At 61.6% G+C, this 24,819-nt stretch carries 20 protein-coding genes, 1 tRNA gene and 1 pseudogene; 9 read left to right on the plus strand and 13 right to left on the minus strand.

The features are described 5' to 3' along the window. Positions 1-8 precede the first annotated feature (8 nt). The 3 genes from K8B33_RS08940 to K8B33_RS08950 all read right to left on the minus strand — a co-directional run bounded on the left by K8B33_RS08940 (position 9) and on the right by K8B33_RS08950 (position 2,135). Complete coding sequence (locus tag K8B33_RS08940; RefSeq protein WP_223425697.1) at positions 9-1,373, minus strand: SLC13 family permease; 1,365 nt, start codon at positions 1,371-1,373, stop codon at positions 9-11. An 88-nt stretch (positions 1,374-1,461) separates the two neighbouring features. Then, a complete protein-coding gene (locus K8B33_RS08945) occupies positions 1,462-1,812 on the minus strand; it encodes a YchJ family protein (RefSeq protein WP_317846210.1) in 351 nt (116 codons plus the stop codon). 89 nt (positions 1,813-1,901) lie between these two features. Next, the gene (locus K8B33_RS08950) at positions 1,902-2,135 is read right to left on the minus strand and encodes a DUF2798 domain-containing protein (protein ID WP_223425699.1); all 234 of its coding nucleotides are present in this window, start codon (positions 2,133-2,135) and stop codon (positions 1,902-1,904) included. 280 nt (positions 2,136-2,415) lie between these two features. Here K8B33_RS08950 and K8B33_RS08955 point away from each other — a divergent pair, with 280 nt between their 5' ends. Next, entirely contained in the window at positions 2,416-3,876 is a 1,461-nt protein-coding gene (locus tag K8B33_RS08955) for an aminotransferase-like domain-containing protein (protein WP_223425701.1), read from the plus strand. 16 nt (positions 3,877-3,892) lie between these two features. On the opposite strand, the gene K8B33_RS08960 is transcribed toward K8B33_RS08955, so the two are convergent. Further along, entirely contained in the window at positions 3,893-6,067 is a 2,175-nt protein-coding gene (locus K8B33_RS08960; protein ID WP_223425703.1) for a hypothetical protein, read from the minus strand. Positions 6,068-6,409: 342 nt separating this feature from the next. On the opposite strand from K8B33_RS08960, the gene K8B33_RS08965 reads away from it, so the two are divergent. Further along, a complete protein-coding gene (locus tag K8B33_RS08965; protein ID WP_223425706.1) occupies positions 6,410-8,767 on the plus strand; it encodes a DUF6351 family protein in 2,358 nt (785 codons plus the stop codon). A 35-nt stretch (positions 8,768-8,802) separates the two neighbouring features. On the opposite strand, the pseudogene K8B33_RS16250 reads toward K8B33_RS08965, so the two are convergent. Then, a pseudogene (locus K8B33_RS16250) lies at positions 8,803-9,967 on the minus strand (NAD(P)/FAD-dependent oxidoreductase). Positions 9,968-10,400: 433 nt separating this feature from the next. Here K8B33_RS16250 and K8B33_RS08975 point away from each other — a divergent pair. Next, positions 10,401-10,820, plus strand: a complete 420-nt coding sequence (locus tag K8B33_RS08975; protein ID WP_223425708.1) for a PRC-barrel domain-containing protein — start codon at positions 10,401-10,403, stop codon at positions 10,818-10,820. Between the two features lie 71 nt (positions 10,821-10,891). On the opposite strand, the gene K8B33_RS08980 is transcribed toward K8B33_RS08975, so the two are convergent. From K8B33_RS08980 to K8B33_RS09000, 5 genes are all read right to left on the minus strand, one after another. Further along, positions 10,892-12,289: an oxygenase MpaB family protein gene (locus K8B33_RS08980; RefSeq protein ID WP_223425710.1), complete on the minus strand. Its 1,398-nt coding sequence runs from the start codon at positions 12,287-12,289 to the stop codon at positions 10,892-10,894. 204 nt (positions 12,290-12,493) lie between these two features. Next, positions 12,494-12,569: transfer RNA gene (locus tag K8B33_RS08985), tRNA-Phe, on the minus strand. A 55-nt stretch (positions 12,570-12,624) separates the two neighbouring features. Beyond that, positions 12,625-12,912 carry an oxidative damage protection protein gene (locus K8B33_RS08990; RefSeq protein WP_223425711.1) on the minus strand — a complete coding sequence of 96 codons (288 nt, stop codon included), beginning with the start codon at positions 12,910-12,912 and terminating at the stop codon, positions 12,625-12,627. Positions 12,913-12,964: 52 nt separating this feature from the next. Beyond that, positions 12,965-14,053 (minus strand): A/G-specific adenine glycosylase, encoded by a 1,089-nt coding sequence (gene mutY / locus K8B33_RS08995; protein WP_223425712.1) that lies wholly within the window; start codon positions 14,051-14,053, stop codon positions 12,965-12,967. Next, a complete protein-coding gene (locus K8B33_RS09000) occupies positions 14,053-16,254 on the minus strand; it encodes an AsmA family protein (protein WP_223425713.1) in 2,202 nt (733 codons plus the stop codon). The genes mutY and K8B33_RS09000 overlap by 1 nt, the downstream gene beginning before the upstream one ends. A gap of 214 nt (positions 16,255-16,468) precedes the next feature. Here K8B33_RS09000 and K8B33_RS09005 point away from each other — a divergent pair, with 214 nt between their 5' ends. Continuing rightward, the gene (locus K8B33_RS09005; protein ID WP_223425714.1) at positions 16,469-18,394 is read left to right on the plus strand and encodes a sensor histidine kinase; all 1,926 of its coding nucleotides are present in this window, start codon (positions 16,469-16,471) and stop codon (positions 18,392-18,394) included. A 13-nt stretch (positions 18,395-18,407) separates the two neighbouring features. On the opposite strand, the gene K8B33_RS09010 is transcribed toward K8B33_RS09005, so the two are convergent. After that, complete coding sequence (locus K8B33_RS09010; protein WP_223425716.1) at positions 18,408-18,677, minus strand: GNAT family N-acetyltransferase; 270 nt, start codon at positions 18,675-18,677, stop codon at positions 18,408-18,410. Positions 18,678-18,806: 129 nt separating this feature from the next. Between K8B33_RS09010 and hisB the strand changes: the two genes are divergently transcribed. From hisB to K8B33_RS09035, 5 genes are all read left to right on the plus strand, one after another. Continuing rightward, positions 18,807-19,439, plus strand: a complete 633-nt coding sequence (gene hisB / locus K8B33_RS09015) for an imidazoleglycerol-phosphate dehydratase HisB (protein ID WP_223425718.1) — start codon at positions 18,807-18,809, stop codon at positions 19,437-19,439. 4 nt (positions 19,440-19,443) lie between these two features. Next, entirely contained in the window at positions 19,444-20,091 is a 648-nt protein-coding gene (gene hisH, locus K8B33_RS09020; protein ID WP_223425720.1) for an imidazole glycerol phosphate synthase subunit HisH, read from the plus strand. Between the two features lie 39 nt (positions 20,092-20,130). Continuing rightward, positions 20,131-20,886: a 1-(5-phosphoribosyl)-5-[(5-phosphoribosylamino)methylideneamino]imidazole-4-carboxamide isomerase gene (gene hisA / locus K8B33_RS09025; RefSeq protein ID WP_223425722.1), complete on the plus strand. Its 756-nt coding sequence runs from the start codon at positions 20,131-20,133 to the stop codon at positions 20,884-20,886. 32 nt (positions 20,887-20,918) lie between these two features. After that, entirely contained in the window at positions 20,919-21,692 is a 774-nt protein-coding gene (hisF, locus tag K8B33_RS09030) for an imidazole glycerol phosphate synthase subunit HisF (protein WP_223425723.1), read from the plus strand. Positions 21,693-21,894: 202 nt separating this feature from the next. Continuing rightward, the gene (locus K8B33_RS09035) at positions 21,895-22,776 is read left to right on the plus strand and encodes a bile acid:sodium symporter family protein (protein WP_223425724.1); all 882 of its coding nucleotides are present in this window, start codon (positions 21,895-21,897) and stop codon (positions 22,774-22,776) included. Here the strand turns inward: K8B33_RS09035 and K8B33_RS09040 are convergent. Further along, on the minus strand, positions 22,773-23,534 hold the full coding sequence (locus tag K8B33_RS09040) for a divergent polysaccharide deacetylase family protein (RefSeq protein WP_223425725.1): 762 nt from the start codon (positions 23,532-23,534) through the stop codon (positions 22,773-22,775). The two genes, K8B33_RS09035 and K8B33_RS09040, sit on opposite strands and share 4 nt — an antisense overlap. Beyond that, positions 23,534-24,814 carry a S41 family peptidase gene (locus tag K8B33_RS09045; RefSeq protein ID WP_223425726.1) on the minus strand — a complete coding sequence of 427 codons (1,281 nt, stop codon included), beginning with the start codon at positions 24,812-24,814 and terminating at the stop codon, positions 23,534-23,536. Before K8B33_RS09045 ends, K8B33_RS09040 begins: the two co-directional genes overlap by 1 nt. Positions 24,815-24,819 lie beyond the last annotated feature (5 nt).

Consider the following 24,819-nt stretch of genomic DNA (forward strand, 5'->3'; position numbering starts at 1 on the left):
GGCCAGCGTCAGGACGCAGCGGTGAGCAGCGGTATCGCTGCACTGGCAAGGGTGCCCAGCAACAGGGCGCACAACAGATTCAGCCGCAAGCCGGCGCGGATCATGTCCTGTTGCGGCACCTGCCCGGTGCCGTACACCAGTGCATTGGGTGGCGTTGCCACCGGCAGCATGAAAGCGCAGGACGCGCACACCGCAATCAGCACGATCACACTGGTTTCGCTGACGCCCAACGTTATCGCCACGGCACCAAGCAGAGGCACCAGCAGTGCCGTGCTGGCGGTATTGCTGACCAGCTCGGTGAGCATCACCACGAACAGGGCAATCAACACATAAAGCAGCCACCGCTGCGCCACATGCTCGCCGCCGGGCAATATGCCCTCCAGGGCGCGCGCCAGCATGTGGCTGGTGCCGGAGCTGTCCATCAGGCTGCCCAATGTGATGCCGCCGCCAAACAGCAACAGTACGCCCCAGTTACTGCGCCGCTCGATGCTCTTCCAGTCCAGGGCTCCGGTGGCACCGAGCAGCACAATGGCCAGCAGTGCAACCCAGCCGTCGGTGTCCTGAATGCCCGTCCAGGCAGCCAGCGGTTTGCCGAGCACCCACAGCAGCACCGTGAGGGCGAATACCGCCAGTGCCATCATGGCACTGCGCGAACGGGGGAATGGCGGCACCGCACCCGGATCAAGACGGGGCACGCCGCGTTCGGGCCGGGTGGCGCCGTAGAGGACCGCCAGTGCCAGTGGAAACAACACCAGAAAGGCCGGCACGCCGACCCGCAACCAGTCCATGAATTGCCAGCCCAGTGCCGCCGCCGCGATGGCGTTCGGTGGGCTGCCAATCAGGGTGGCGATGCCGCCGATATTGGCGCCCCAGGCGAGCCCCAGCAGCAGAAACAGGCGAAAGCGGGGGAAGCCCTCACCCAGCGGCGCCAGCAAACCCAGTGCAACGGGCAGCATCATGGCGGCGGTGGCGGTGTTGCTGATCCACATGGATAACAGTGCGGTGATACCGCTCAGCAGCAGCGCGGCGGGCAGCGGCTTGCCCCGGGCCAGGCGCAACAGTTGCGCCGCCAGCCAGCGATCAATGCCGTGGTGACTCAGGGCTGCCGCCAGGGCAAAGCCGCCCAGGAACAGGAAGATGATCGGATGGGCAAAACCCTGCAGCACCTCGGGCAAGGTGCCCAGCCCGAGCACGGCGGCCATGACCGGTACCAGCAGCGCGGTGAAGGTCAACGGCAATGCCTCCGTCAGCCACAGCGTGGCGATCAGCACAAACAGGGCCAGGCCGGCCTGCTGGTCGGGCGCCTCGGGCAGATGCCAGGCGAGGACAGCGAGCACGATGGCCAGCAGCAGCCGCAGGGGGTGGGCCGACATGACAGCCTCCGTACCGTTATTTGCAGAGTGGGTGTTGGCAGCGTAAACCGAAGCGGGGGGCGGCGAAAGCAGGTGGTCGCAGGAGCCATCAACCGCCGCAGCAGCGTTTGAATTTGGCGCCGCTGCCGCACGGGCAGGGGCTGTTGCGTCCGGGGGACAGCGTAGTCAGCACCGGGTCACCGTCGATATAAAACCAGTGGCCGCCTTCCTGCCGGAAGCGGCTGCGCTCTTCCAGACAGTGCCATTGCCCATCCTGCCGTGACACAGCCAAAAAATGGACCTCGCCCCGGGCATCGTTTGCCTGCGCACTGACGACGGTCAGGGTGTGCCACTGTGTTTGCGGGTCCGACGCGAAGCGCGCCGGGCGGGTTTCCGGCGCCCAGCTGGCCAGCAGGTAGTCGATATCGCCCCGGGCAAAGGCGGAAAAGCGCGAGCGCATCAGCGCCTCGGGGCCGCTGGCAGGTCCTCCGGCATGCAGTGGGCCACAGCAGGCGTCATAGGGGTGGTCACTCCCGCAAGGGCACTGGCTCACGGGCGGATCAGGCTGTTCGTCAGGCGGTGTGCCAGGGGGGCAATAAAGCTCACCAGAGGAAAGGCCACTGCCCAGGCAACGATCCAGGCCCACAACCAGCGAAACAGAAAGCCCTCCGCCAGCCCCGTGTTGATCAGCGTAATAACGCCGGACATCAGAAACGACATCAATGCCGACATGATCAGGGCGAACAACAGCGGACGAAAGCGGGCGGGGAAGACAGCGGGCATGGCCGGGCATCCTGTGATGTGCAAACAATGAGGTGCGAGGCCGTCATTAAACGGCAGCCGGGGTTATGTGTACAGTGACCGCCGGTACCGGTTTACGCCGGTAAAAAAGCTGTCCCGCTGACGGCGCTGCGACCCGGGCAGAAAGCGCACTTTCCGGCAAGGGCGCTACTGGCAGGATGTGGCACCATGTTGCAAAAAAGCTTGGTCCTTCGAGATGATTGCGGCATGGTTCCATGGGTTGCCGGTTGGCAGCCAGGATAATCCAGGATAGCCACACGCAATGCCCGGCCCGGAGAGCGAGGTGTCACAGGAGCGGTTTCTATACGAACGGATCAGCCAGCGCCTGCTGGAACAGATCCGCGCTGGCAACTATGCCGTGGGCGAGCGCTTGCCCTCGGTGCGACGCATGAGCGCGCTTTTTGGCGTCAGCGTCAACACGGTCATGCAGTGCTACCGGCAGCTCGAGCTGGAGGGCTATCTCGAGATACGCCCCCAGTCGGGGGTGTTCGTGCGCCCCATGGAGAGCGATGCGGTGCCGCCGCCGGACGAGGCGCGCTACCCGTTGTTGCCGGTGGAAGTGTCGCTCAGCGAGCAGGTGCTGGAGTATATGGCGCTGCATGCCCGCCCGGACGTGGCGCGTCTGGGTATCGCCTTGCCGGGGCCAGAAGTGTTGCCCCTGGGGCGGGTCATGCAAGTGATTCGTGACGTGACCCGGCGCCATCCCGTCGAAGCGTGGGATTACATCCACCCGAATGCCAACAGTCCGCTGACGCATCAGTTGGCCCGTCGCAGCCTGGGCTACGATCAGCCGTTTGCCGCTGAAGACATCATTGTCACCAATGGCTGTATGGAGGCGCTGACCCTGGCCCTGCGCAGCGTCAGCAAGCCGGGTGATGCCGTGGCCGTGGAATCGCCCACCTACTACGGCACGCTGCTGTTGCTGGAAGCGCATCAGCGCCGGGTGGTCGAGGTGCCAGCGCATCCCCGTGACGGCATCAGCCTGTCGGCGCTGGAGGAGGTGTTTGCCCGGGGCCGTGTTGCCGCCTGCATGGTGGCCACCAATGCCCAGAACCCGCTCGGTTTCACCATGTCTGCCGCACGCAAACAGGCGCTGGTTGCGTTATCGGCGCGCTACGGTATTCCGCTGATCGAGAATGATATCTGGGGCGACACGGTATATGCCGCAGACCAGGCGTTGCCGGCCAAAGCCTGGGATCGGGAAGGCCTGGTGATCTACTGCAATTCGTTTTCCAAGACACTGATGCCCGGCATGCGTCTGGGCTGGGCCGTAGGAGGGCGCTTTCATCGGCGCCTGCTGGAGCTGAAACAGCTCAGCACCATCACCTCGCCATCCCTGTCGCAGCTTGCCATGGGGCGTTTGCTGGAAAGCGGTTTCCATGCTCGCCACCTGCGTGCGCTGCGCGAGGCACTGTATCGTCAGGCGGTACAGATGCAGGCGCTGATACTGGCGGCGTTTCCTGCGGGCACGCGCGTGTCGCTGCCGTCCGGAGGCTGTGTGCTGTGGGTGCGATTACCGGAGGGGGTCGACAGCCATCAGTTGTTTGGCATGGCGGCCGAGGCCGATATTCATGTGTTTCCCGGAGGCGTGTTTTCCGCCACCGGGGAATATCGGGGGTATCTGCGCATCAATGCGGGCAATCCGGTAACGGATGCCATTCGCCATGCGGTGCAGCAGTTGGGGGATATGGTGGCCAGGCTGATGGCGGCAAGGTCGCATTGACCCCGCCGCCCCGGATTCAACGGTCCAGACCCGTGTGATCGAAGCTGCGGCAGATGTCGTCGCCGCATACGTCGATCACCACGCTGTCGCGCTGCATGAAGGCGCTCTTCTGTGCCTGGGCCGCCGGTGTGCGGCGCGGGCTTTCGTGGGGATCATTGCCGTAGCCGGTGGCCTTGGTCGGGCCGGTATTGTTGGTGGGCGGCAGGGCGTTGCCTCGGTCAGTGCCGGCATCGTAGGCGCCGGAATCCCATATCATCAGCGCATGCCCCGCGTGCGGATACTGGATATCCGCAATCGCAAAGTAGGGATTGCTGTCGGTATGGTCGCCCAGTCGCCGGGTCGGTTCGTGCACGGGCGCGCCGATGGTGCGGGCGATGATTTCTGCGCTCCAGTGTGTGACCAGATGATCGCCGAGCGCAGCATGCAGCAGCACGCGTTTATCGGTTTCGGTATTGGGTAAATGCCGTCCGGCCAGATGGCTCAGATAGCCATTGTTTTCCGCACGGTCCCAGAGCATCTGCATCAGTGCGAAGACCAGACTCTGGTCCAGGGTGTCAGGGTAGGCGCCATAGAGAATGAAACCGAAGCGTTCCTCGAATGGGCCAAAGCGTTGCAGCAGCAAGCTGTAGTTGGCACCGGGTACGCCGAGCACGCCACGGTGAATGTCGGGCGCGGTGGCCACCAGGGCGCCGCCGATAATGCCGCCCTGGCTGTTGCCGTCAAAAAAGACTTCATCATGCGTTATCTCGAAAACCTGCTGCCCTTCATGGCTGAAGGCCGGGTGTGAGGCAAATCCCTGGGGGTGGGTCAGCAATCGCGCCAGATACATGGTGTTGAGAATGCCCTGCTGACTGCGGTCGTTCATCATCGGCAGGTTGCTGATGTCTGCCAGCACCAGCGGCACGACCCCGGCGTCCACGTCGAAACGCGACATGCCGATCCAGTCAGTGGCGCAGTACATGATGTTGTGCTCGTGGGACATCACGCTGACCGCATTGCTGCGGAACTCGCCGCCCGGCCCCTCGCCAAACAGGCCATGGCCGTAGAGTGCGGCGCGTGCCGGTGAGACGGTGGCGGTGTCGTCATCGAAATCGGAGACAGTGGCCTCGGAAATCTGGCAGCGAAAACGTGCCTGCACCACGTCATCATTGTTGAGTACCTGCGGCAACGCATCTGCGTCGCCATTGTCTGCGTAATGGAAGCGACCGCCGGGCTGCCCTCCGGGAGTGGTGAGGTAGTTGGGCACCTCAAAGGTGCCACTGATGCCACGGCTGAAGAGCGCACGCTCCTGCCCGTCAATCTCCTTGCTTGCTGTGTCTATCTGAAAGGCCGGCGCCTGATCGCCAAGCCGGGCAAAGGCATCATCGCGAATGTGCAGCAGACGTTCGGTCAGATTCGCCTGGCTGGCGATGGTGAAATCCCAGGCCAGTGTCAGGGTGTGACGTTCAACCCCGTGGTCAGCAAGGCGGCTGAAAATATCTTCCATCGCCGGGCGGCGTTGCTCATACACATCCTGCCCGGTACGCAAATTGTCGCGGTAGGCGCGAAACAGTGCGGGGGCGGGAATCAGTTCGCCCTGGTCATCGCGCAGCTGCCGCAAGGCGACGATGTAGCGGCGCCCTTCGATAAAATTCGCCGCAGGGCGGATCATCAGCGACTGCCGCTCCGGGTCCGTGGCGGTGGCGTCGGTCTCAGCCCAGATCAACTGTCGCTCCAGCGTTTCGGCATCTATCACCAGGATCGGGGCATCGCCATCCAGCGAGGCCTCGATATCGCCCAGTGTGACGGCGCCGGTCTGCGCAAGGTCCACGCCCGGAAAATGCGCCAGCAGCATGGCGCCTGGCGAAAAGCCATCATTGCGGTTCCATTCATCCGGGTTCATGGCAGCCGGCGTTGTCGGCAAACCGGGGATGCCGGTGGGCTGGGCGATGGGCAAGCCTGCCGCCTGAAAATTGATGCGCAAACCTGTCACGCTGTTTTCGTCAGCGCGGGTGTAGTGATTGCTCGGGAACGGGTAAAGACAATAGCTGCTGATCAGCTGATCGCAATAGGCCGCCTCGCTCGGATCAAGATGCGACAGATCGATTTGCGGGCCACGAGAGGATGACGATGATCCGCCGCAACCGGACATGATGACGGCGGCAGCAAGAAGGCCGGTGGTTGCCAGCAGGCGTGCGTAGCGCGTGGACATGTTGTTCTCCAGATCGGCCATTCGCCGTGACGGGCGTGGCCCTGTTTGTTGTTGATGTCGTGTTGCCAGTGTTTTGTTGCAGGCGCCATTCAGTGTATTGGCGTGCCCCGCGCGACTGACAGAGACAGATTGCGGTGAATGACTGACACAGTTGGAGTGCACGCCTGTTGCCCGGAATCGGACTTTGGGGGGGAAAGGAGTGATGAATGGGTCGTTTGGTAACCTTTTTCGACCAGGCGTAACACTGTTTGATTGCTTTATCCGGAACTGTACCTTTCGCGAGCGACGGTGCTTTTCTACCGTAGAGAAGACGTTGGAATAACAATAATCGAGGAGCAGATCATGAAACGATATTCAGTCAGCCGTGTGCTGGCCGCCATGAGTATTGCGATGTTGGTGGGGTGCGGTGGCAGTTCGGGATCGTCGCGCGACATGGTCCCGACCGTATCGCTGGATATCATCTCCAGCGCGCCGGACCAGGTGTCCGGCGGGGATGTGAGGATTGCCCTGCGCGGCGACGATGCCGCGCTGTCATCGTTGTCGTTGCGCCTGAATGGTGAGTCGGCTTCCACAGAGGCGATGGTGCCCGGCGAGGGCGTTCTGGAAGGTCTGGTGAGTGGGCTGACGCTTGGCGAAAACCTGCTGGAAGTGGTGCATGCGCGGCACGGCGTGCTGGCGTCGCAGACGCTGGAGAATCATCCGATTACCGGGCCGATGTTTTCCGGGGCGCAGCAGTATCCGTTTGTCTGCATGACAGTGCATCAGTTGGGTATTCAGCCGCTGGTGGATGAAGGTGCTACGGAAGGCTTTCCGGTGCTGGATGACGCAGATAATGTGATCGGTTACAGCCGTGACTGTTCGATCGAGCCTTATATCGAGTACTGGTATCGCACGACGGCGAATACCTATGCGCCATTACCACAGGATGGCTCGCGGCCGGCTGACCTTGCGATGACGACACTGATGGATGGTCGTGAGGTTGATTTCATCGTTCGCTGGGAGCGCGGCACGATCAACCGCTTTATTTACAGCTATGCCATGCTGGCCACGCTGGATGAAGCAAACGAGAATCCGGGCGCACTGGATGCCGACCTCTGGAATGGCCGCCTGTTGTATCGCTTCCAGGGCGGCGTGGGCATCGGCCACAGCCAGGGCCGCGTGGATCGCGACCGGCGAGCGCTGCACCCGGAAGTGCTGGGTCTGGGGTATGCCATTGCCTATTCCACCGGCAACCGCACCGGCGAACATTACAACCTCGAGCTCGGTGCTGAAACGGCATTGATGGTGAAGGAGCATTTCATCAAGCGCTACGGCGCGCCGCTGTATACTGTCGGCCTGGGCGCATCCGGCGGCGGCATTCAGCAATACATGTATGCACAGAATGCGCCGGGCCTGATCGATGCCGGTGTGCCGGTGCAGACCTACACCGATATGGTGACGCAGACCATTCATATCGGTGATTGCGAACTGCTTGAACATTATATGGATGTCACTGATGCAGATAACGCAAAGTGGCATACAACAACGAATCGCTCCTGGCTGGTGGGTCTGCATGCCACTGACAATGTGCCTGATCCGTTGGCGCCGGCCAAACAGATGCTCAACGATCTGGCCGGGACAAACTATGGCATCGCGCCGGGTTCCACCGAATGCATCGAGTCCTGGCGTGGCCTCACGCCGCTGGCGCTGAACCCGCATTTTGGCAGTGTGCGCGAGCAGCAGAAAATGGAACCGGCTTCCCTCATGAGCGACGTTCGCTGGACCCACACCGATGATCTGGTGAATATCTATGGCCGCGATGAAACCGGCCATGCGCGCTCGCTGTTTGATAACGTGGGGGTGCAGTATGGTTTGCAGGCCCTGCTGGATGGCAACATTACCGCCGAGGAATTTCTCGATCTGAATGCCCAGGTCGGTGGCTGGAAGCATCCCTCGGAAATGGTGCAAGAAGGCTTTCCGTTCATTGGCAGTATGGGTGATGTCCAGGCAGATCCCTCGCGCTTCGATCCCTGGAGTCGTCGCAATATGAACCTGAGTGCGGACGACACCCCGGCGCCGCGCACTGAAGGCGACTTGCAGGCCATGAATGCGGCCTACGATTCCGGGATGGTATTTCAGGGGCATGCGGATATTCCGTTGATCGACTGGCGCCCTTATCTCGAAGAAGTGCTCGACATGCATAACGTGCACCAGTCTTTCGCGGTGCGGCAGCGGATGCTGGATGCGGTCGGTCACCATGATAACCAGGTGATCTGGTTCACCGACGCGCGGGGTACAGAAGACAATGCCTTTGATCAGACCCCCATGGCGTTGGCGGTGATTGACGAATGGATGGCCAATATTCGTGAGAATCCGGACCTTTCCATGGCTGAAAACAAGCCTGCCGCTGCGGTGGACAGCTGCTTCGACAACGATGGTGCGTTGATCGCGGCGGGGAGTGAGGTATGGAGTGGGATTCTGGATCAGCAAAGCAGCGGCGATTGCACGGCGACCTTCCCGCTTTATACGACCTCACGCGTCGTGGCAGGGGCGCCGATTCAGGGGGACTTCTTCAAGTGCGCGCTGAAGCCGCTCGAGACAGCCCTGACCGACGGCACCTACGGGAGCTGGGAGCCCGACGCCTCGCAGATTGCGCGTCTTGAGGCCATCTTCCCCCAAGGCGTCTGCGATTTCAGTCAGCCTGATGTCGGACGGCCCTGACGGCGATGAACCCGGCGGGCGTTTGCCCGCCGGTGTCAGGCAAGCCTTTCAAAGGCGAACAATGCTGTCAGTGGATGCTTGCGACGCTCGATCTGTGCGCGTAGCAAGCCGGCACCGAGCATGCTGTAAGTGATGCCGTTGCCGCCATAGGCCAGCGCGAACAGTACACGCGGCCCGTGTTCCGGATGCGGACCGAACAGCGGCAAGCCGTCGCCAGTTTCAGCGAAGGTGCCCGCCCAGGCAAACGCCGGCTCGGCATGAAGATGCGGAAACAAGCGGGCGATCTTGCGCTGCAGCGTTGCTGCCTTGCGATCCACCGACCGGTCCCGGCGTGCCGGGATGTCATGGTCGTCGTCTTCGCCACCCACCAACAGCCGTCCATCGCCAGTGCTGCGCAGATAAAGATAGGGCCGCGCAGATTCCCACAGCAGGGTATTCGCCAACCAGCCCAGTTCGTCGGGGTCGATGGGGTCGGTGATGTAGGCGTAGCTGCTGAGATTGGTGGCGACCCGCTGGCGCAACCAGCGTTGCGACTCGTAGCCGCTGGCAACCACGGCGTATTTCGCCTTGATCGACATACCTGTGTCGGTGGTCAGTTGAGCGGAACGCGCGGTCGTTTTGATGGACGCTACCTGTGTACGATCGAATACACGTGTTCCTTTTTTCTGCATCCTGCGCAGCAAGGCGTGAGGCGAGCCGATAGGGATCAACCCGGGCAGCGATTGAACTGAGAATGGCAGAGGGCGCATTCAGGGCATATTCGTCTTTGAGTGCTGCGCGGTTGAGCCAGCGTACCGGAAAGCCGTGCTTCTCCCGCCAGGCAAATTCTTCCACCAGGCCGGGATGATCCTTGCGATTACTGGCGTAGTACAGGCTCTCGCAGGTATCAAAATCGACATCACCGACCGCTCGGGCGATCTCCCCGATCTCACTGATGGCATCCAGGCTGGATTGATAGGCCAGCAGCGCTGTGTCCTGATCGTAACGCCTGACAAGATCTGTCGCGTGTGTGTCGTTCTCATACTGCAACAAGGCGGTGCTGGCCGATGTGCTGCCCCAGCAGACGTCGCGCTGATCAAGCACCACGACATCATGACCATGGCCTGCCAGCTCGTCAGCGACCAGCGCACCGGTGATGCCGGCACCCACAACCACCACGTCACAGTTCACGTCGGCATCAAGTGGAGGGAAGGTATACATCAGACCATTCTTCACGGCCCAGAATGGATATCCGCTTTTCAGGTCCACAGCCCTCTCCTGGCGAATGATGAAGTCAATGATTTAACAATTGATAGCTGGCGCGTATCGCCATCAGCGTCACATGGCTGCGTCTTTCGCGTCGGTGCGTTTCCACACTGACTTGCGGACAACAAGGATGTTGCAGACATTGCGGCGACTCGTATCTAGGTAATCACGGTACATCGCTTTTTTTTACGACCCTGGCTCACGAGTCAGCAGGCACCCATTAGTAAAATGATGCGTTCTGTGCCATGCAATGGCTGCCCTGTGTTCGTTGGCGCACTGATGAACTATTTGCTGGTGCCCAGGATGGAATGGCTTTCCCGTGATCAGGGAACTGCGTTAATGGCCCGTGAGGGCCCGGCATACTGCCGCGTAATCCAGGAGTTTAGTGATGAAAAAGTTAACCGCGTTGATACTTTCCGCTGCTATCGTGCCGGCATTGACACTGGGCACGGTTGCCGTTGCGAATGATGGCGACAACATGAAGCGACAATCAGATCGTCAGGGCAGCCAACAGTTTATGACCAGCCCGCCTGCTGGCGCGCTCTATGCCGACGACCTGATTGGCGCAAACGTAAAGAACCGCAGCTCAGGCGATAACATCGGCGATGTTGATGATCTTGTCATCGGCAGAGATGGCAAGATTGTGGGCGTCGTGATCACCACTGGCACCACGCTGGGGATGGGCGGGCGCGAAGTCAGCCTGAACTGGGATCAACTCCAGCACGCCGTGGAAGATGATGATTCAGTGTTCTATGTGAACATTGGCGAAGATGCGCTGAAGAGCGCGCCGAAGCACGAGCGCAAGTAGTCTGATCCATGCAGTTGATCCAACCCATGGAAACCGGGGGCACAATGTGCCCCCGTTTTTTATTTGTGTGCTCAGGCGGTTTTCTTGGTGGCGGTCGCTGCCGCGGCGTCAGCGGTTAATGCAGGAGTGTCATTGCTCCCGTGAACGGTGCGGTCCTTGTATTTGGCAGCGTCGGTGACGTACTCCGCGTGGCCGTACTCCACCAGCAACCGGTTCAGCTTGCGGATCAGAAGCTGGTCAGCGATACCGCTGACTACCGGGACCCGGCGCAGCAGCATGTGCGCGTTCAGACGCGGCAGGATATACAGATTGGACGCGACAAACATGGCGTAATCGAGCATGCCGGGCTGCACACCCATGCGGCGCGCCATGGACTTGTCATTGCCGCGCAGAAAGGTCCGGGTAAAAAAGACCTTGGAGAAGCCTTTTTCCGCAGCGTTGAAGATCTGACTGCGCACAGATTTGTCTTTCGGGCGGTAGGCGTTCATGGTCGCGCGCACCAGTTCACCACAGGTCTCATCGTCGTAGCCGTCGCGCAGTGTGCCGGCATAGGTCAGCATCACATCAAAGATCTCCTGCGGTTTTTCCGGCAGCAGGTCCTCGGGCAGGCCCAGCAGATAGCTCTGGTATCGGCACAGCTCGACCACCGCCCGGTCCCTCGGGCCGAACTCGGTTTTCCCCTTGCGTACGGTATTGAACGCCGCCAGGAAGGCAGGAATGGTGCCTGCGGGCATCTGGTCGACCTGGGGAATCGGGATGCCATAGACCGCGACATCCCACTTCTTCGAGCGTTTGAGCAGGTTGAAGCGGACCATGGAGTGCATCAGCCGCACCATGGCTGCTGCCTTGAAGCCCTGACCGTAGCGATCAAGCGCGCCGGGCAGGGCCGCCGTGGTGAAGAAGCTGGCCGTTTCATTGACCCGCTGCACGGCGGATTGCCCCGAGAGCGTGCCGGTGAGCGCCATGGGCAGGCCGGAATACTTGTTCATGAAGGTGGCAATAAAGGCGCCGCGGATCGCGAACGGGCTGAGATTGGCGAGCATGTTGCGGCTGTAGCGCGCGCCTTCGCGGACTAGCGCCATGTCGACCCAGTCGGGAATGTGTTCCATGGAACGGATGAAGTCGATCAGCTCCTGTGGCGCATCGTCCACATTCTCCACGCCTTCATCGCAGGCCTTCTTGAGCATGTCGATCAGCGGCCGCACCCGGTACTTCGGCGCCAGCGCTGCGTAGGCATCGGCGACGTTGTCGCCGAGCATGGTATAGAGCCGGGCCCGCTCGACGCGCTCGTCCTCCGCCAGGATGGCCTTGCGATATTTGCGGGAGAATTCCACCGGCAGCATGCTCTGCACCTGCGTGTCAGCGGTGAAGCGCTCTGGCGTCTTGCTGAAATCCACTTCGCCATAGAGCGAGGGAATCAGCGTGCGCTGGTTTTCGACCTGAGCGCGTAGCGCTTCGAGTGACTTCATGCCGTGCCTCGCTGGAATAATCGGACTGCTGTTCCGTAAAAGCATACGCTAGAACTCATGGGTTCTGTCAATGCCAGGCAGGTATATGTGTGTGCGAAAAATGTTCGTCTGGGCGAGGGGACGAGGGGCGTGGACAGACAGGCAGGCATAAAAAAACCCGGCCAGGCCGGGTTTCTTCACGATGGCAATGCCATCTTGCTGTTTTGGTGCCCGGAGACAGAATCGAACTGCCGACACGGGGATTTTCAATCCCCTGCTCTACCAACTGAGCTATCCGGGCAAAAGAGGGCGCTATTAAAGCGATTCGGCCTCGCTGCGTCAAGGCGCGGCCGGCGTTATTTGTTTTCCTGCGTAGCCTCCGGTGGCACATAGCCTTCGGCCTGATCGAAGGGCTCGTTGTCGAGAAAGTGTTCACGTTGCGCGTCAAGGTAGGTCTTGGTGGCCGGGTCCATGACGTTCAGGTGCTTTTCGTTGATCAACATGGTTTGCTGCGCCAGCCATTCCTGCCAGGCTTTTTTCGACACATCCGTGTAGATGGCATTGCCTTTCGGGCCCGGGAACGGCGGGCGCTCGAGCCCTTCGAGCTCTTGCTGATACTTGCGACAGAAGACGGTGCGGGTCATAAGTGCTCCAGCAGGGTCCGGGACCGGGGTTCGAGAGTGGTGTGGGTGGGGATCATAGCACGGACAGCTGTCGTGGCTCCGCCAGGCTCTCCAGCAACTTTTTTACCGGTGCTGCGAGCCCCAGTCGACCCGGTTGTGCGGGGTCCACCCAGCAGGTCTCAGGGCCTTCCGCGATGCCTGCGCCATGGGGCCGCACCTGCACGATCACCGGTGTGATATCCAGATGGAAATGGCTGAAGGTATGCCGGAATCCCGGTAGCGGCTCCGGCGTGGACGCTTTCAGCCCGTGGCGGGCCAGGCTGCTGTCGATGTCGCCGTCACTTTCCGGGAAGCACCACAGTCCGCCCCAGATGCCACTGGGTGGCCGTTGCACCAGCAGTACCCGCTCCTGCGTGTCTCGGGCCAGCAACATCATGGTGCTGCGCACGGGAATGGTCTTCGCCGGTTTGCGGGTCGGATAGTCGTGCGGGTTGCCGTCGGCGCGTGCCTGGCAGTGTGCTTTCAGGGGGCAACGTTCGCAGGCGGGTTGTCGGCGTGTGCAGACGGTTGCCCCCAGATCCATCATGACCTGGGTGAAATCCCGCAGCCGTGTGGTCGGCGTCAGCGTTTCGGCGAGGGCCCAGAGTTTCTGTTCCACGGCACGTTCGCCGGGCCAGCCGGCAATCGCAAAGAAGCGGGTCAGCACCCGCTTCACATTGCCGTCGAGAATCGGGGCGCGCAGATCCAGGCTGATGCTGGCAATGGCGCCGGCGGTGGAGCGACCGATGCCGGTCAGTGCCGTCAGCGCGTCGATGTCCCGCGGGAAGGCGCCGCCGTGCTCGCGCACAACCGTCTGCGCGGCCTTGTGCAGATTGCGTGCCCGGGCGTAATAGCCGAGCCCTGTCCACAGATGCAGTACGTCGTCCACCGGCGCCTCCGCAAGGGACTGTACATCCGGGAAGCGTGCCATGAAGCGTTCGAAGTAGGGGATCACGGTGGCGACCTGGGTCTGCTGGAGCATGATCTCCGAGACCCAGACGCGGTAGGGCGTGATGTCCTGCTGCCAGGGCAGGTCCTTGCGGCCGTGCCGGTCATACCAGGCCAGCACGGCACGCCGGAATCGGGCAGCACTGAAGCTGCCCGTTGCCATTGCGTCAGTCATCAGCGGCGCAAACGGTCCAGCTGTTCCCGGGCCCGGTCGCGTACCTGATCTTCGGCGCGGTCCCGCTCCTCGCGAACGCGCTCTTCAGCGCGCTCCCGTTCGGCGTCAATGCGCTCCCGATCAACGCCCAGCTGGTCGCTGGCAAGGCGTGCGACCAGCTCCCGGCCGGCATCGCGAAATGCCTGGCTGCTCGGCAGGCACCAGCGCGCCGGGCTGCCCGCCAGGTTGCCGGCGCAGCGCAGCGGCCATTCGCGCTCGCTGATACGTGGCTGGCTGCTGATTTCCGGTGCTTTCATGCGCAGGGTCAGATCGAAATCGCTGTTGTGAATATTCAGCCAGCCGTTGCCTTTGAGCGAGGCGCCGCGATCCAGCTGCGCGTCCAGTCGCTCCACCGTGGCAATCATGTCCTTGAGGGTGATGCGGCTGTCCAGGTCGAGGATTTCAGTGTCCTCGCGCAGTTCACGCGGCAGCCTGCCGTCCTCGGCGCCGGGGATGAATCGGGCCAGTGCCTGATAGTTGCCAAGCATGTCATTGAGGCCTGAAGTCAGCGCGCCATGCAGGTTAACGCCGCGTACGGTGGCATCGGTCAGGCCCAGATCCATGCCGCCTTTGGCATTCTCGAAGAGGGCTTTCTCGCTGTTGCCGGCGGTGGTGAAGGCGGCTTTCATATCGAACAGGCCCAGTAGCAGATCATCGTCCAGCAGCATCTGGATGATCGGGCTGACCTGCAAGGTGGTTACCGTGCTGTTGAATGCCATGGTTGGGTTATCGGTGCGGGCATCCAGCTGCGCATCGGCGCTGAAGCTGCCTTCCAGGGTCTTGCCTTCCGCGCGGGTCAGGCGCAGCAGGCCGTCGGCCGCGCTGACGGTGACCAGGACCTCTTTGGCATCCAGCCCCATGATGGCCAGCTGACCGATGCTGAGTTTGCCGTCCAGCGCCAGCTCTCGCAGGGCCTCAAGCGGCAGAATCGGCTCTTCTGACAAAGGTGCGGCGGCACTGCTTTCGCTCTCCGGCACCGGCTCATCCGCAGAAGGGGGCAGGTAGCCATCCAGCGCAATGCGGTCCAGCGCCAGGTCGCACATCATCGCCATGCTGTCCAGGTTGGTAATGCCCGCTTTGCCGGTAATGGTGCTGTCGTCCAGCGTGATGGTCATGGGGTCGAGTATGACGCTGTTGGCCGGCCCGGAGAGCGTGCCGGAGAAGCCGATTCTGCGCAGGGCAGCGCTATCGCTGGTTTCGATGGGCGCTTCGCCGATATTGCGCAGCGCGGTGTTGGCGGCAAAGGGCTCGGTATCCAGCTGGCCCCGCAGCTGCATGGCGTCGTCATTGAGCCCGGTGATGTGGATTTCGCCCGTAGTGGTGATGCCGGCGGCATTGAGCACCAGCTCGCGGATGCTGATGCGACCCTCGCCCATGGCGGCTTCCAGGCGCTGATCAACGCGAATCTGGATCGGGCTTGCGGTAATGCCGCCGATGGACGTATCTAGCCGCAACGGGTCCAGCGTGTAGACCTCGTTGTCCAGATCGAGCCCGACGACGGTATCGACGTTCAGATCGATGCGGATATCGTCCTGGTCCTGATAGCGCAGCGATGCGGTGACCGGGAATGGCTGGTCCAGCTGTACGTCCCGGGCGCGGACATTGAGGTGTTCGACAGTAATGTCCGTGCCGTCCACCGTATTACGGTAGCGCAGGCGGCTGTCAGACAGGCTGATGAGCGGGATTTTTACCGGTATATCCAGCGCCGTTGCGTCCTCGCTGTCCTCCGGTGATGTCACGGTGACATCATCTTCCGGTGCAGTTTCTGTGGCGGCAATGCGTTCCCAATTGCCGCCATCCTCTGTTTCAATAAGGTTCAGGTCGACGCCGCTGAGGGTGATGGCATCCATTTCCACGCGGCGGAACAGCAATGGCCAGATCGCCACGCCGACGCGCGCTTCATCCAGCGCAGCGAATAGCTCTTCGTCGTCGCCGATGCGCGCTTCCGTGCGGCCAATGCTGACGCCAAGAGAGGGCCAGAAGGTCCAGCCCAGGTCGCCCTGGATATCCAGCGTGATGCCGGCGTGCTCATCGGCGAGGGCGGTGATCTGAGGCTTGAAATCGTTGGGGTCAATCAGTCGCGTGACAGCAAACACGGCGACGGCGAGCAGAACGAATAAACCGATCAGAACGTACAGGATGATGCGTGCGGCGCGGGCCATCTGAAGCTCTCCTTGCGGGAAGGGTTGCACGATTGTCTGGTCTGTCAGCGACCAATGCTATCAGTGATGATCGATTATAGCAGTGTGTTATAGCAGTGTTTTGTAGCAGCGCGCTGTCGGGCCGATGTGATGTCAGGTGACAAAACAATGCAGTTCCAGCATGCAGCGGGTGTGGGGCCATGCCAGTCAGCCATGAAAGTCAGAGGAAGTGATCTTGCATAAGTTCCTGTTGCGCCTGTGCCTGGCTGTTCTGCTTGTCGGGCCGGGCAGCGCCATGGCCAGCCTGATCGTGCCGACGCCAGATGACAAGGATCTGTTGCTGGGCCGTCAGGTCGATGTCCTGGTGGACCCGGAGGGCGCCTGGGATATCGACGATGTCAGCACGACCTTTGCCGGGCGTTTCCAGCCCAGCCAGAGTGCCAACCCCAGTTTCGGCTTCACGCGTTCGGTCATCTGGCTGCGCTTCACGCTGGACCTGGATCAGGTGTCGGGGCGTAACTGGTTTCTGATTCAGCGGCATCCGATCGTTGACCACATGCATCTGTACATGCCGGATGGGCAGGGCGGCTTCGATGTCAGCCATATGGGCGATGTGCTGCCGTTCGGGGAGCGCGTGATGCAAGTGCGGGAGTTTGTTTTTCCGCTGAACATGGATCTGCGCGGGCCGCAGACTTACTACATGAAGGTGCACGGGCTTGGCGCGCTGCATATCGAGATGCGCCTGTCTTCTACGCAGGGACTGGTAGAGCGCACTTATCGTGAGCAACTGGCGTTCGGGCTGTTTCTCGGCGGCGTGGTGGCCATGTTGCTGTACAACCTGCTGCTGTTTTTCACGGTGCGAGACACCTCTTACCTGTATTACCTGCTCTTCATTGTGGGTTTTGCCCTGAGTTTCGTGAACATCAACGGTCTGGGGCTGCAGTACCTGTGGCCGGAACTGCCGGTCATCAACGAATATTTCCCCTTCCTGATGGGGATTACCATGGCAGCGGTCATCCAGTTCAGTCGCCGTTTCCTGGGGCTGGATCAGCGCCGGCCGCGGCAGGACCGGGTGCTGCGGTATCTGCTCCACGGCACGGTGCTGCTGACGGTGCTCTCGCTGGTTATTCCGCCGCCACTGTCCTATTTCATGATCGTGTTCTGGGTACTGTTGATCGTCCCGACATTGACCATTGTCAGTTGGCAGACCTGGCGCGCCGGCTATCAGGCCGCACGGCTGTACGTGCTGGCATGGTTCTTTTTCCTGGGGGGCTGCGGGGTCTTCGCGCTGATGAATCTGGGGGTGCTGCCCCATCTGGCAGTGACCAATTACGCGCCGCATTTCGGCGGGGCCTGGGCAATTATCCTGATGTCTCTGGCGCTGGGGGACCGCATCAAGTTGCTGCAGCGCGAGCGGGATGAGATGGCGGAGGATGCACGGCTCACACTGGAGAGCCATGTCGCGGAAGTGGAGCGCATGGATCGCGACAAGACGCTGTTTCTGGAATATCTCAGCCATGAGCTGAATACGCCGCTGAACTGGCTGGCTGGCGCACGGCTTGTGCACAGCAGTGAGGCACAGACCGATCTGGCCGATGTGGTGGGCATGGTGCAGCACGGCCAGGATCGTCTGCAGCAGCTGGTTTCCACGTCGTTGCGCTACTTTGATCTGGTCGGGCGCGAGGGCGAGCCGGCGCTGTCGCATTGCCAGCCGATGTGGATGCTGGATGACCTGCTCCAGCAGCAGGAGAAGAACTTCAAGGCGCGCAATCTCACCCTGCACAACCGGGTGCCTGCCGATCTGTTGCTGGTGGGGTGTGAGAAAGAGCTGAAAGAGGTGCTGGGCATGGCACTGGAAAATGCGGCCCACTACAGTGATGCCGACAGTGACATTGTCGCCGACGCCGAGATTGATACGCGCCGGCACCTGGCCACCATTCGGATCACTGATACGGGGCGTGGCCTGGATGGGTGCGATCTGGAGCGCATCTTCCAGCCTTTCTTCATGATTGGTTCCGGGCATCAGGCCAACGGCTTCGGGCTGTCGCTGCCCACCGCCAAGCTCATGATGGACCACATGGGCGGGGAAATGTGGGCCGAGAGTGCCGGCCGGGGCGCCGGGCTGACGCTGTGTGTGCGCCTGCCCATGGCTGTGCTCTGAACTGATCCTGCGGCTACAGGCCCGCTTTGCGGGCCAGTCTGGCCAGCTCATCCGGCCAGCCCAGCCCGGGTAGCCAGGCGCAGGCCTCCCGCAGCAGGGTGCTGCCGACCCCGCGATTGCGACTGGCCGGGTGAACGACCAGGGCAGTGACCATCGGCCCTGTGGGCCTCTCCTCCACCAGCAACACCGCCAGCGGGCTGCCATTGAAGTGCCCCTCCAGGACCCGCAGCCCCGGTGCGGGCTGTGCCAGGCGCGCGCTGATCTCAGGGTGGTCTCTCAGCACTCGGCTGAAGTACTCAGGGGAGTCGGGGGAGCACTGATGTTCTCGGGCTATCAAAGGCATTGTCTGGGTTCGCTGGTTCGCTTGCCGGGGGGGCCGTATAATACCCGGCTTGTGCATCGGAGGTCATTCATGAAGCAACGCACCGCCAGTGTGGCGCGTAATACGCTGGAAACCCAGATTCAGGTCAGTGTGAATCTTGACGGCACCGGGAAAGGTGTCTTCGAGACGGGACTGCCATTCCTTGATCACATGCTTGATCAGGTCGCTCGCCATGGTCTTGTCGACCTGGAGGTGCGCGCCAAGGGAGATCTGCATATTGATGCGCACCATACGGTGGAAGACATCGGTATCACGCTGGGGCAGGCGCTGGCAAAGGCCTGGGGCGGCAAGCAGGGTGTGCGCCGTTATGGCCATGCCTATGTGCCGCTGGACGAAGCGTTGTCACGGGTCGTGGTGGACCTTTCCGGTCGCCCGGGGCTGGAGATGAACGTGGATTTCAGCCGCGCCCGCATCGGTGATTTCGACGTGGACCTGTTTTTCGAGTTCTTCCAGGGCGTGGTCAACCACGCCATGATCACCGTGCATATCGACAATCTGCGCGGGCGCAATGCCCACCACCAGGCCGAGACGGTGTTCAAGGCCTTTGGCCGGGCACTGCGTATGGCGGTGGAACCGGACCCGCGCATGGCCGACATCACTCCCTCTACCAAGGGCACGCTTACCGAAGACGCCGGCGCCTCCAGCGCTGACGCGAAAGGCTGATTCCATGTCTGAAACAATTGCCGTAATCGATTACGGCATGGGTAACCTGCATTCTGTGTCCAAAGCCCTCGAAAAAGTGGCGGGCGACCAGAAGATTGTTGTCACCGGCGATCCGGCGGCGGTGGTTGCGGCAGACCGGGTGGTGTTTCCCGGTGTCGGCGCAATACGCGACTGTATTGCTGTACTGCGCGAGCGCGAGCTGGATCAGGCGATCCTCGAAGTGGCTGCCTCGGGGCGCCCGCTACTGGGTATTTGTGTGGGCATGCAGGCGATGATGAGCCACAGCGAGGAGAACGAAGGGGTTGATTGCCTGGGTATTTTCCCGGGCGTCGTGCGCCGCTTTCCCGAGCAGGTGGATGAGTTCGGCAACCGCCTCAAAGTGCCGCACATGGGCTGGAACCAGGTGCGTCAGAGCAGCCACCCCATGTGGCAGAACATCCCGGATCATGGCCGCTTTTACTTCGTGCATTCCTACCATGTCACGGATTTGCCGGAAGAGCAGGTCGCCGGTGGCTGTGAGTATGGCCTGCACTTCGCGGCCGCTGCGGCCCGCGGCAATATCTTTGCCGTGCAGTTTCACCCGGAAAAAAGTGCCGCCCACGGTCTGATACTGCTGGACAATTTTTTGCGCTGGCAGCCCGGCGCTGCCTGATCTGCGCGCATCACATCGATTTCTTGAGGAAGAGTTCCAATGCTCCTGATTCCCGCCATTGATCTCAAAGACGGCAAATGCGTGCGCCTGCGGCAGGGCCGCATGGAAGACGATACGGTGTTTTCCGATGATCCGGTCGCTGTGGCGGCGCACTGGGTCAAGCAGGGCGCCCGGCGCCTGCATCTGGTGGATCTGAATGGCGCATTTGCCGGCGAGCCGGTGAATGGCGACATCGTCAAGGCGATCGCCAGTGCGTTTCCGGATCTGCCGATCCAGATCGGCGGCGGCATTCGCACACCGGAAATTATCGAAGCGTATCTGGCGGCCGGGGTGCAGTGGTTGATCATCGGTACCAAGGCGGTGCGTGAGCCGCAGTTCGTGGCGGATATGTGCCGTCGCTTCCCCGGCCATATCATTGTCGGCCTGGATGCCAGAGACGGCATGGTGGCGACGGACGGCTGGGCCAATGTCACGGATATCGAGGTGACCGGGCTGGCGCGGCAGTTCGAGAATGACGGCGTGTCATCGATTGTTTACACCGATATCAGCCGCGACGGCATGCTGCAGGGCGTCAACGTGGAAGCCACGGTGCGGCTGGCCGAGGCCATCAACATTCCGGTGATCGCTTCCGGCGGGATCACCAATGTCGATGATGTGCGCGACCTGTGTGCGGTCGCCGAGCGGGGCATCGAGGGTGCCATCACCGGGCGTGCGATCTACGAGGGCACACTGGATTTTGCCGCCGGCCAGGCGCTGTCGGATGAGCTGTGCCCGCCGGACGCTGCTCTCTGTTAGAATCTGTCGCTCTTCAGTATTGATGGTGTCTTATGGGTCTCGCGAAACGCATTATCCCCTGCCTGGACGTGGACCAGGGCCGCGTCGTCAAGGGCGTTCAGTTTGTCGACATCCGTGACGCGGGTGATCCGGTGGAGGTGGCGCGGCGTTACAACGAGGCCGGCGCTGACGAGATCACTTTCCTTGATATTACCGCCAGCCATGAGGGCCGGGATACCACCTTGCACACCGTCGAAAAGATGGCCAGCCAGGTTTTCATTCCGCTGACCGTGGGCGGTGGGGTACGTACGCTGGAGGATATCCGCAATCTGCTCAATGCCGGTGCCGACAAGGTCAGCATCAATTCGGCTGCCGTGCATGATCCCGCTTTCGTCCAGGCCGCCGCGGATCGCTTTGGTTCCCAGTGCATTGTGGTGGCTATCGACGCCAAGAAGGTCAGCGCGGAGAGCGAATCCAACCGCTGGGAGATCTTCACCCACGGCGGCCGCAAGGCCACGGGCATTGATGCCATCGGCTGGGCCCGGCGCATGACCGAATACGGGGCGGGCGAGATACTGCTGACCAGTATGGACCGCGATGGTACGCGCAATGGATTCGATATCGCCCTGACGCGAGCGATCAGTGAAGCGGTGCCGGTGCCGGTGATTGCCTCCGGTGGCGTCGGCAACCTCCAGCATCTGGTCGATGGTGTGCTGCAGGGCGGCGCAGATGCGGTGCTGGCGGCCAGCATTTTCCATTTCGGCGAGTATTCGGTGCGCGAAGCCAAGGAGTACATGATCTCCGCAGGCATCGAGATGCGCTTGTAGTGTCTGTTAAGGAGTGCCTGTTCAGGCCTGTCTGATTTCCGGCCCGGTCGGTCCCGACCGGGCTTTGCCTCACCCTGTAGTGGTAATCCTGTAGTTGCAATCCCGTCATTGCATCCCTGCTGTTACATCCCTCGTCTGGCACCCCCGGTCCGGCCCGGTTATGCTGCAAGCGCGCTACGATAATACGATAAAAGGGTGAGTTATGGAGCAAAGTCCACTTTTCGAGATCGGACTTCCGATCGCGCTGTTTCTGATCATGATCGGCATGGGCCTGACCCTGACTGTTCGTGACTTTCGTGAGGTTGTTGTGGCGCCCAAGGCCACGCTGTTCGGGTGCGTTGCCCAGATCATCCTGTTGCCATTGATCGCTTTCGTGATCGCGACAGCGCTGGCGTTGCCGCCCGCACTGGCGGTGGGGCTGGTGCTGATTGCGGCTTGCCCGGGGGGCACGACCTCCAATCTGTTTGCCTTCATCGGTCGTGGTGATGTGGCGCTGTCCATCGTGCTGACGGTCATTGCCAGCCTGTTGACCATCATTTCCCTGCCGCTGTTCGTCAATTGGGCCATGAACGTCTATTACGATGACGGTGTCGCCTTGCAGCTGCCTGTGCTGCGCACCGTAATCACCCTGTTCGTCATCATTCTGGTGCCGGTGGGTATCGGCATGCTGGTGCGGCGCTATCAGCCGGGGCTGGCTGCGCGGGCCGAGCGCATCGTGGCGATCTTCGGTCTGGTGGTGTTGATCGGGGTGATTATTGCCATCCTGGTCAGCGTTGGCGACCAGGCACTGCGGTTGTTGAATGCGGCGGGTGTGGCTGCAGTGCTGCTGAACATTGCCGGGATCGTGCTGGGTATGGGCGGCGGTTTGCTGATGGGGCTGTCGCGCCCGCAGGCCTTCACCCTGGCGGTGGAGCTGGGCATCAAGAACGGGACCCTGGGTCTGATGATCGCGCTGAGCCTGATGGATTCGCCGGAAATGTCCATTCCTGCGGCGGTGTATGGGTTGTTGATGTTCATCTTCGGTTTCTTGCTGCTGGGCTACAGCCGTCTTACTGGCATCGGCCGTCCGGAAAAAACGGCTTAAGGCGCACCAGGGAGCAACATGGAGACCGGCACCAGTTCGATGCCGGCCTCTTTCAACAGCGGCAAGGCGCGGCGCAGGTATTCGAGGGTTTCCGGATAGGGGTGCCCGATGGCGATCGCGCTGCCCCGGCGGCGGGCCAGCCGCAGTAATGCATTGAACTGATCGTTGATCGCCAGCAGGTCGCGCTCGTTATCGAGAAAGATATCGCGGCCCGTGGCAGGTAGCCCGTGGGCCAGGGCGGTCTGTTCCGCCACGGATGTCGGCGAGGTACGGCTGTCGACGAAGAAGGCCTGGTGGCTGGCCAGCTCATGCATCAGCCAGTGCATGGCCTCCGGGTCGCTGGTGGTGACGCTGCCCATATGGTTGTTGAGACCGGTGGCTTCCGGAATCAGCGTAAAGGCTTCCCGCACCACGGCCGCAATGTCCTCCGGCGCCATGTCGCTGTGGATGCCACCCGGGTCCAGGGCCAGGCCATTGCCGGCCATGGGCAGATGAATAATCACCTCGCGCCCCTGTCGGGCGGCTTCCCGCGCCAGGCGTTGGCCGTGTGGCGCCCTGGGAATCACGGCGCAGGTAATGCCCGGGTCCAGGTTGATGGCTTCCAGCCCGCGGTGTCGATGGTAGCCGATGTCATCAATGATGATAGCGATGCGCACCGGCGCCGCCGCTGCGGCGCCGGTGCAGAGAAGCAGGGCGAGGAGGGCGCCCGACAGCAGGCGCGTCAGCCTGGTCAGGCACGGCGTGGTGATGTCTCGCATCAACGCGAACGGGAGAGATGGATGCCTTTGAGAATTGACAGCGCCTGGTACAGGTCATAGTCGCGACCGGCCAGGCTGTCCTTCTTTTCCGCATCCGAGTCGTCTGGCGCCGTGCCACGCAAGTGGCGAGGTAGGTCTGCTTCGCGCATACCCGGTTGATCTTCCTGCAGCTCAACGCGGGCGATATCGACGGTGATGTCGGGAACGATGCCTTCCGCCTGAATCGAGCGGCCGCCGGGGGTGTAATACTTCGCGGTGGTCAGTTTCAGCGCCCGTTCATCATGCAGGGGCAGGACAGTCTGCACGGAGCCTTTACCGAAAGTGCGGCGGCCGATAATGATGGCCCGCTGCTGGTCCTGCAGCGCGCCGGCGACGATTTCGGAGGCAGATGCCGAGCCACCGTTGACCAGCACCACCAGCGGCACGCCATCCAGGATATCTCCCCGGCTGGCGCCATAATTCACCCGGCTTTCGGCCTCGCGGCCCTGGGTGTAGGTGATCAGGCCGTTGTCCAGGAACAGGTCAGACACCTGGATTGCACCGCCGAGCACGCCGCCCGGATTGTTGCGCAGATCCAGAATCAGGCCATTGAGGTCACCGGATTCCTTCAGTTTGCTCAGGTGCTGACGCACATCACGGCCGGTATTGTTCTGGAACTGGGTGATGCGCAGGTAGCCGTAACCGGGCTCGATGATTTCACTGCGCACACTGCGGATGGCAATGCGATCCCGGGTGAGCTGCACCTCCCGTGGCGAGCTTTCGCTGCCGCGCATGATCGACAATGTCACGTCTTCGCCAATCTCACCGCGCATCAGCTCCACGGCTTCGCCGAGATTCAGGCCTTTGGTAAAGGTGTCATCAATCTTGAGAATGATGTCGCCGGCCTGCAGCCCCGCGCGACTGGCGGGCGTGTCGTCCAGAGGCGTCACGATGGTGACAAAGCCGTCTTCCATGCTGATCTCGATACCCAGGCCGCCGAATTCACCGCTTGTGGTGACTTGCAGCTCATCGAAATCCTCAGGCGTCAGATAGGCGGAGTGCGGGTCCAGCTCCAGCAGCATGCCGCGAATGGCGGATTCCAGCAGTTTGCGGTCATCAATCTCTTCCACGTAGGTGGCGCGAATACGCTCCATGACCTCGGCGAAGATGCGAATCTCATTGACGGGGATGTCCTGCAGCGCGGCCATGTCGTCCAGAGATGGTGCGTCCTGGTTGGCAGGCTGGGCAATAACGGTGGCGCTGAGAGCCAGAGCGGCAAGGCCGCACAACATGTGTTTCATCCGGA

This window comes from Alcanivorax limicola (assembly GCF_019931215.1).
GTDB classification, from domain to species: Bacteria; Pseudomonadota; Gammaproteobacteria; order Pseudomonadales; family Alcanivoracaceae; genus Isoalcanivorax; species Isoalcanivorax limicola.

Bases quoted from the DNA above. Each gene is read 5' to 3' on its own strand.
- K8B33_RS08940 (WP_223425697.1), bottom strand. From the start codon at position 1,373: ATGTCGGCCCACCCCCTGCGGCTGCTGCTGGCCATCGTGCTCGCTGTC.
- K8B33_RS08965 (WP_223425706.1), top strand. From the start codon at position 6,410: ATGAAACGATATTCAGTCAGCCGTGTGCTGGCCGCCATGAGTATTGCG.
- K8B33_RS08945 (WP_317846210.1), bottom strand. From the start codon at position 1,812: ATGCGCTCGCGCTTTTCCGCCTTTGCCCGGGGCGATATCGACTACCTG.
- K8B33_RS09040 (WP_223425725.1), bottom strand. From the start codon at position 23,534: ATGCGAGACATCACCACGCCGTGCCTGACCAGGCTGACGCGCCTGCTG.
- K8B33_RS09035 (WP_223425724.1), top strand. From the start codon at position 21,895: ATGGAGCAAAGTCCACTTTTCGAGATCGGACTTCCGATCGCGCTGTTT.
- K8B33_RS08980 (WP_223425710.1), bottom strand. From the start codon at position 12,289: ATGAAGTCACTCGAAGCGCTACGCGCTCAGGTCGAAAACCAGCGCACG.
- K8B33_RS09000 (WP_223425713.1), bottom strand. From the start codon at position 16,254: ATGGCCCGCGCCGCACGCATCATCCTGTACGTTCTGATCGGTTTATTC.
- hisB (WP_223425718.1), top strand. From the start codon at position 18,807: ATGAAGCAACGCACCGCCAGTGTGGCGCGTAATACGCTGGAAACCCAG.
- K8B33_RS08955 (WP_223425701.1), top strand. From the start codon at position 2,416: ATGCCCGGCCCGGAGAGCGAGGTGTCACAGGAGCGGTTTCTATACGAA.
- K8B33_RS08950 (WP_223425699.1), bottom strand. From the start codon at position 2,135: ATGCCCGCTGTCTTCCCCGCCCGCTTTCGTCCGCTGTTGTTCGCCCTG.
- K8B33_RS08990 (WP_223425711.1), bottom strand. From the start codon at position 12,912: ATGACCCGCACCGTCTTCTGTCGCAAGTATCAGCAAGAGCTCGAAGGG.
- hisA (WP_223425722.1), top strand. From the start codon at position 20,131: ATGCTCCTGATTCCCGCCATTGATCTCAAAGACGGCAAATGCGTGCGC.
- K8B33_RS08960 (WP_223425703.1), bottom strand. From the start codon at position 6,067: ATGTCCACGCGCTACGCACGCCTGCTGGCAACCACCGGCCTTCTTGCT.
- K8B33_RS08975 (WP_223425708.1), top strand. From the start codon at position 10,401: ATGAAAAAGTTAACCGCGTTGATACTTTCCGCTGCTATCGTGCCGGCA.
- hisF (WP_223425723.1), top strand. From the start codon at position 20,919: ATGGGTCTCGCGAAACGCATTATCCCCTGCCTGGACGTGGACCAGGGC.
- mutY (WP_223425712.1), bottom strand. From the start codon at position 14,053: ATGACTGACGCAATGGCAACGGGCAGCTTCAGTGCTGCCCGATTCCGG.
- hisH (WP_223425720.1), top strand. From the start codon at position 19,444: ATGTCTGAAACAATTGCCGTAATCGATTACGGCATGGGTAACCTGCAT.
- K8B33_RS09045 (WP_223425726.1), bottom strand. From the start codon at position 24,814: ATGAAACACATGTTGTGCGGCCTTGCCGCTCTGGCTCTCAGCGCCACC.